The organism is Oleiphilus sp. HI0043 (genome assembly GCF_001634935.1).
Window position 1 is genome coordinate 1 of sequence record NZ_LWEY01000140.1, and the last position, 559, is coordinate 559.

1 pseudogene is annotated in these 559 nt (G+C 41.5%); it reads left to right on the forward strand.

The annotated features are described in order from the left end of the window. Positions 1-255: pseudogene (locus A3729_RS33750) on the forward strand (hypothetical protein); the annotation flags it as partial. Positions 256-559: the final 304 nt, after the last annotated feature.

Below are 559 nucleotides of genomic sequence, written 5' to 3' on the forward strand. Positions count from 1 at the left end.
TGCTCAACAATGATCGCAGAGGCTTTTGCTTCAATTCAGTATCCGATTCTTCCCTTGGTCAAGCGCAGCGAGCAACATGAAGTAAAAATCTATCGACGCAACCCCAAACTGTGCACCCCCAGTGATTTCGATTACTCCCCCTATTTCGACATCATCAAATACCCTTTTATGAATTTTGCCCAATCACAACCTCATTACCGCCTATTGCCCTGGGATACGGACAATATTCACTCAGAACACAAACCACACCGCTAAGTGCTGGAGTTCCAGCACAGGCTAATCTCTCGTCGGCTAAAAACCATATCAAAGGTTAGCACGCCAACTTAGAAGAAAATATCATTAAAAAATGCTTGTTTTTTGAGCGATCTGACTAATACTTTGAGTGTCTGATAAGCGAAGTGCAATTATCAGCAATGAAAGACTTTCATGGATACTACTCGCACTATTTACCGGATTCGTATCCCAGCGAATCCGGTTTTTTTGCTTGACCTGAATTAAGAACATACTTCTCTTAGGTAATCTCAAATCCAAGCGATTTAATCAATAACTCTGCTCATGA